Source organism: Limosilactobacillus reuteri subsp. porcinus (assembly GCF_036621895.1).
GTDB lineage: Bacteria > Bacillota > Bacilli > Lactobacillales > Lactobacillaceae > Limosilactobacillus > Limosilactobacillus reuteri_J.
Window position 1 is genome coordinate 10,676 of record NZ_LN887364.1, and the last position, 497, is coordinate 11,172.

Annotated in this window: 1 protein-coding gene; it reads left to right on the forward strand. The window is 50.1% G+C overall.

Annotated elements, in window-relative coordinates; translation table 11 throughout:
- Positions 1-497: mucin-binding protein (locus AACL61_RS03095; RefSeq protein WP_339110978.1), on the forward strand; the 497-nt coding region annotated here is incomplete at both ends.

The window sequence follows — 497 nt, forward strand, 5'->3', positions numbered from 1 at the left end:
CGGTAACTTACGCACCAAACGGCAAGCTGGTACCAGTTGATCCAAATGGTACGCCAATTCCAGGTGCCGGCACGCCAACCTACCCAACGGACCCTAATGATCCAACGAAAGTCGTGCCAAACGAACCAATTCCAGATGTACCAGGCTACACGCCAGTTGATCCAAGTCCAATCACGCCAGCTGATCCAGGCAAGGACACGCCGGTACCATATGTCCAAGTAGTTACTGGTACGATCAAGTACGTTGATGACACGACTGGTAAAACGTTAAGCTCATCTGATCTGCCAAGCGGCAAGGTTGGTTCAAAGATTAACTACACCACGGCCGACAAGATCAAGAGCTACGAAGACCAAGGATACGAATTGGTTTCTAATAATTTTGCCGATGGTACGCAGACTTATGCTAAGCAAGGCAACGATTTTGTAGTGCACCTGAAGCACAAGACGCAAACGATCACGCCTAACGATCCAACGCCGGTAACGCCAGGCCAGCCAATC